The organism is Vibrio sp. 10N.222.55.A1, assembly GCF_041473835.1.
GTDB classification, from domain to species: Bacteria; Pseudomonadota; Gammaproteobacteria; order Enterobacterales; family Vibrionaceae; genus Vibrio; species Vibrio crassostreae_C.
Genome location: NZ_JBFRSX010000047.1, coordinates 1 through 4,527 on the forward strand (window position 1 = coordinate 1; position 4,527 = coordinate 4,527).

Annotated in this window: 2 protein-coding genes and 6 tRNA genes; 1 reads left to right on the plus strand and 7 read right to left on the minus strand. The window is 41.9% G+C overall.

Annotated features, from left to right (window positions below; all coding sequences use genetic code 11):
* Window positions 1–877: 877 nt before the first annotated feature.
* Complete coding sequence (locus tag AB4493_RS15070; RefSeq protein ID WP_017060180.1) at window positions 878–1,273, plus strand: DUF2391 family protein; 396 nt, start codon at window positions 878–880, stop codon at window positions 1,271–1,273.
* A 344-nt stretch (window positions 1,274–1,617) separates the two neighbouring features.
* Here the strand turns inward: AB4493_RS15070 and AB4493_RS15075 are convergent.
* The 7 genes from AB4493_RS15075 to AB4493_RS15105 form a co-directional block, all read right to left on the minus strand.
* Window positions 1,618–1,693 (minus strand) — tRNA-Asn (locus tag AB4493_RS15075).
* Window positions 1,694–1,722: 29 nt separating this feature from the next.
* Window positions 1,723–1,798 (minus strand) — tRNA-Thr (locus AB4493_RS15080).
* 36 nt (window positions 1,799–1,834) lie between these two features.
* A tRNA-Asn gene (locus tag AB4493_RS15085) sits at window positions 1,835–1,910 on the minus strand.
* A gap of 24 nt (window positions 1,911–1,934) precedes the next feature.
* Window positions 1,935–2,010 (minus strand) — tRNA-Thr (locus tag AB4493_RS15090).
* 56 nt (window positions 2,011–2,066) lie between these two features.
* A tRNA-Phe gene (locus tag AB4493_RS15095) sits at window positions 2,067–2,142 on the minus strand.
* Between the two features lie 235 nt (window positions 2,143–2,377).
* The gene (locus AB4493_RS15100) at window positions 2,378–4,003 is read right to left on the minus strand and encodes a methyl-accepting chemotaxis protein (protein WP_017062210.1); all 1,626 of its coding nucleotides are present in this window, start codon (window positions 4,001–4,003) and stop codon (window positions 2,378–2,380) included.
* A 382-nt stretch (window positions 4,004–4,385) separates the two neighbouring features.
* Window positions 4,386–4,461: transfer RNA gene (locus tag AB4493_RS15105), tRNA-Asn, on the minus strand.
* Between the last annotated feature and the right edge of the window lie 66 nt (window positions 4,462–4,527).

Consider the following 4,527-nt stretch of genomic DNA (forward strand, 5'->3'; position numbering starts at 1 on the left):
TTACTTTAATTGGTATAAATCATAGTGTTTCGCACGTCAGTCGAATAACTTACACAAAAGATTTTCCCGCAGCCCACAGCTCTTAGCTCAGGTGTTCCCCAAAACCAACTCATGATTAGGACTACATCATTTCTGATTCCAGCTGTGAGGTGACTCGAGCATGATTTCAAACGTATATAGCTTTAAGTTTAGCATTCAGATACTCGAGCCATACGCGCTGTAGATGTTTCCTTTATTAAGTGAGCGGCTCTCAGTATTGGTTAACAGCCTTTCGGCTACGAAATCTGACTTCTGCTCTATCTGTGAATCTATAGGATACGTGTAATTAGGGCTCTATCATGGAGGCTTCTCTTAAGAACGCTAGAGCTCATAATGAGTCGACTTAATGTCTCTTGTTATGCATTGAGCTTAAAACCACTCTCGATGGTATTGAGCGACTCGTTCTAAGTACTTCAAAGGGTGAAAGTAGGCTAGATTCAGCTTAAAGGTGAGAGTCGCTAAGTGTGTTCCCAAGTAGTGCCTGAGGGGTATATAAGCTAAGAAATAGAGCATCCCTCGTATTCGTGAAGTGACGTTTATCACCCTGCGGATTTAGATTCTTTGGTTCTAGGTGCTGGTATATTAGGGGTTACCACTCTGTCTTCGATTTTGATGTGTTTGTTGACTCGATATTAATCAGTCGTGTTGACCGTTTTGCTCTGAGCATATTGATTTCTTGCTGGTTAGTTCAAGCTATGTTTTGGTTATTGCGACTAAGATGAAGCTAGAAGGTCACTACTGTTTGCTTAGTAGAAATAAAAATCCCCCAAATCATCGGCGGATAGTTTTGTGATTCTTTTCAGAATTAGATAAAGCCTTAAACCTAATGGGTCGAATTATGAAATTGAGTTTTAACTTTGAAGATGCGAGCCAGATCTTTGTGGGATCTTTTGCCTTGGCCGTGCCGATTTCTTTTTCTGAAGAGGCTTGGAAGTTAGGGGAGACTTTACCTACCGCTAATCTATTGCTGCTATTTTTACTGTCTGCGGTGTTCTTAGGCTTCTATACGTATGAGAGTGTCTTTCAAAAAGATGTTGTTGCTCGGTTGCCGGTGTTTATTTTCAGAATAGTGATTGCTTATGTTATGACGGCATTGGTCGTTGCTTTGGTACTGACTTGCCTGGACAAATTACCTCTATTGAGTGATCCCGTCGTATCGATCAAAAGAGTGATTGTTATTTCAATGCCAGCCTCTATGGGCGCTATTGTAGTGGATAGTTTTGATAAAGAGTAATCTGTGTATCAATTTGGATTGAAGTGTCTTACAGAGCTTTTCAGCGCTTACTTGATTCGTTATTTAGCTTTCTTACCTCCAAACTTAGTATTGATTTTTTCAACCGATCTCCTAGTCAATAAAATGAGTAGCAACGTACTGTGACTGACTCTTACGTGAATGTGTCGTTTGTTGTTGGGAGATTTTGAAGAGCATTAAGTAGCGAAGATTTGTAGCTTTGGAAGGATATAAAAACGGTTGGTTTCTGAATTGAATACGATATTTGAAAGGTGAGGGTAGTTGTATTAATAAGTTAGGATCTTTAAATGCAAAAAAGCCGCATCAATGATGCGGCTTTTTTTAATTGGCTCCCCTTGCAAGACTTGAACTTGCGACATACGGATTAACAGTCCGCCGTTCTACCAACTGAACTAAAGGGGAATTGATTGTTTAGTCTCTAATCAAGAGAATGGTGCCGACTACCGGAATCGAACTGGTGACCTACTGATTACAAGTCAGTTGCTCTACCTACTGAGCTAAGTCGGCATCATGAATCAAAAAGCTTATGCTTGATGATTAACTTGGCTCCCCTTGCAAGACTTGAACTTGCGACATACGGATTAACAGTCCGCCGTTCTACCAACTGAACTAAAGGGGAATTATTCTTAAAGCTTTAAAGAAATGGTGCCGACTACCGGAGTCGAACTGGTGACCTACTGATTACAAGTCAGTTGCTCTACCTACTGAGCTAAGTCGGCACATAATATTTCTTTGTGCTTTACTGTTGTTGTCTAAGACACCAACAAATAAATTGTGGTGCCCGGAGGCGGAATCGAACCACCGACACGAGGATTTTCAATCCTCTGCTCTACCGACTGAGCTATCCGGGCGACGAGGTGTATTAAACGTGTTTTCGCGTTCTGGGTCAACATTAAATTGCAAAAAAAGTATCGTTTGATGTTTTTCTATACTTAGTGGGTTGTTTTTGCTCATTTGGGGTGAAAAACCTAGGTCTAGCATGCCCTAAAAGATAGTAAAACTACGGTTAACTACACTGAATGGGCGCCGAAATAAAAAAAGCACGTATGAAAACGTGCTTTTTTATTTGAAAATTTTCTAGGGAGTTTAGTGTTTTACTTCAAACCTATTAACCCAAGCTTCTAATTCGTTGGAAAGAGAGGCAAGAGTTTGGGTGCTGTTATGACTTTCTGTTACGACATTGCTCAGTTGGTTACCGCTCTCTTCGATCATATTGATACGCTTCGATATATCATCGCTCACCTGAGTCTGCTCAGCGGCCGCTGTTGCGATTTGATGACTCATTGATGAAATGGACTCTAATGCGACAACAATCTGTTGTAGTGCTTCAGAGGCGTTTTGAGACTCTGTTACGGTGCTTTCACTGGTCGCGGCACACACTTCCATGGTTTGAATTGCGTTGCGAGATCCCTCTTGAAGGTTATTAATCATTAATTGGATTTCTTTTGTGCTCGATTGTGTTCTGCCTGCAAGGTTACGAACCTCATCTGCTACAACAGCAAATCCACGACCTTGTTCGCCAGCTCGAGCTGCTTCAATGGCTGCATTTAGTGCCAATAGGTTAGTTTGCTCCGCTATATCACCAATCACATCCAATACTTTTGCAATGTTGTTTACATCGTTATCTAGGTTAGCGACAGCTTCGCTTGCTGTGCCTAGTTGGCCTGCTAAGCCTTGAATGTTATCTACTGTGTTGTGAATGAGTTGTTGGGTATGCTGGCTCTGTTTGTCGGCCTCGTCGGTGTTGCGCGCGGTATCGCTAGCTGAAGCAGCTACGTTATTGGCTGAAGAGGCCATCTCGGTCATTGCTGTCGCGATCATCTCTGTTGATTGCTGTTGGGTGTCTGTCAGTTGACCAATTGACCCAGCGCGATCTTCTACGCGCTGCAGTTCGCCTCTTAATGCCAGCATTGAAGCGTCAAGGTTTGATACTAGCTCAGCCAATGACTTACTCATTTGTTGTACGGCGTGATAGATACTGCCGTCAATTGCCTGAGTTTCGAAAGAGGTTTGAATTCGACCTTGTGCTACGGCTTGTACTGCTTCTCGTACGTCTTTAGGTTCGCCGCCAAGAAGCGCTAGCATGCGTTTAATGGATACAATTAGGCTCGCCAGAATAAGACCAGCAATCACGACACAAAGGAATAGCTGCCATTGAGCAGTAGACCAAAAACGAGCGTTAACTTCATTGAACCCGATACCAGTGCCGACAACCCAACCCCAATGTGGCGTTTTCTCTGCAATAGACAGTTTTTCTTCAATCGTTCCATCTGGCAGTTTTTGTGTCCAGGTGTACTCAATGATCTCGCCAGTACGATTACCAAGTACTCTTTGGATTAGCTGCCCAACACTATTGCCGTCGCCATCTTTAAAGTCGTTAAAACTGGTTCCGTGCAGTTGAGGATCTAATGGTGTCGCGATAAACGTCATGTTCTCATCGGCTACGTAAACATATTCATTATCTTTATAGATGTTGTTGCGTAGAAGGCGAGTAGCTAGTTGCTTGGCTTGCTCTTCTTCTAGTGTGCCATCAATCGCCATTTTTTCGACTTCAGTAAGAATGCTGTATGCGCTCTTAAACAGCTCTGTTACGCGAGCTTTGTTGTCCATGTTGCTAGCAACTCTTAAGGTCCATAAGCCTGTAGCCGTCAGTGCTAGCAGGGCGATCAAGATGATGCCCGATAATAAGTAAGCTTGCGTTTTTAGTTTCATATTTCCCCGCGCAGCGATTCAATAATTAGTATTAGGTATAATTCATCGAATCTTAATCTAAGTGGTGTAAGGCAGATACTAGAAAGACATCAAAGTATGATAGGGATTAAATTTTCGAAGAAAAAAAAGTAACAGGACTTGGTTCTATTTGTTTTAATGTGAATATTAGCGGGTCATGAACTTTATAAGGCGTTGGTTCTGTTGTAGTGGATATGCTTTATAGAACTTAGAATCAACTGCTGTAGTAAGAGTACTAAAAGGAGATAACTCAATTTATCGAGACTGATTAAGAGTTAGTGAGGAGCTGATGTGTATATTGAATAGAGTTTGTTTTTGTTCAAACGAAAAAAAGCCAAGTCTTTCGACTTGGCTTTCTTGAATGTGGCTCCCCTTGCAAGACTTGAACTTGCGACATACGGATTAACAGTCCGCCGTTCTACCAACTGAACTAAAGGGGAATTATTTGTGTCAACATCAGGTCTATAAAGACCATTATTTGTTAAGCACCAAATAATGGTGCCTCG

Excerpts from the sequence above, each read along its gene's own strand:
- AB4493_RS15070 (WP_017060180.1), top strand. The coding sequence starts at position 878 with ATGAAATTGAGTTTTAACTTTGAAGATGCGAGCCAGATCTTTGTGGGA.
- AB4493_RS15100 (WP_017062210.1), bottom strand. The coding sequence starts at position 4,003 with ATGAAACTAAAAACGCAAGCTTACTTATTATCGGGCATCATCTTGATC.